At 66.5% G+C, this 442-nt stretch carries 1 protein-coding gene; it reads left to right on the top strand.

The annotated features are described in order from the left end of the window. On the top strand, positions 1 to 442 hold a 442-nt coding region (locus O4G76_RS19980; protein ID WP_269398901.1), incomplete at both ends, for a hypothetical protein.

The following is a 442-nucleotide window of genomic DNA, read 5'->3' as shown; positions in this document are numbered from 1 at the left end:
CGGTGACGCTCGGCACCGCGAGCGCCAGCGGCACGGTCACCGAGGACGACGTCGCGGCGCCGCCGCCGGGTGGCAGCGTGCTGCCGATCGACTTCAACGCCAACCCGCTCCTGAGCTACAGCGGCCAGGACAAGACGCCGCAGGGCTTCCAGATCGACCAGGATGGCGCCGGCATCACGCTGAGCGGCAACATCTGGAAGAAGACCCTGCTGCCCGGCGGCACCTTCACCGTCGGCGCCGACACGGTGCTGCGCTTCGACGTGACGATGGAGAACGGCACCGCCGAATTCGTCAGCATCGGCCTCGAGAACGACGACAACTACAAGACCACCGACGACCTGCTGTTCCAGGTGTTCGGCTCGATCAACATCGCGAGGTTCGACCAGTCGGTGCGCAACGACTACACCACCGTGGGCCAGACCGTGAGCTACGAGATCCCGCT

Origin of the sequence: Limimaricola sp. G21655-S1 (assembly GCF_027213785.1) — a bacterium.
Lineage (GTDB): Bacteria > Pseudomonadota > Alphaproteobacteria > Rhodobacterales > Rhodobacteraceae > Limimaricola.
Note: the sequence above shows the minus strand (reverse complement) of the source record. Positions and strands in the feature narration are given on the sequence as shown.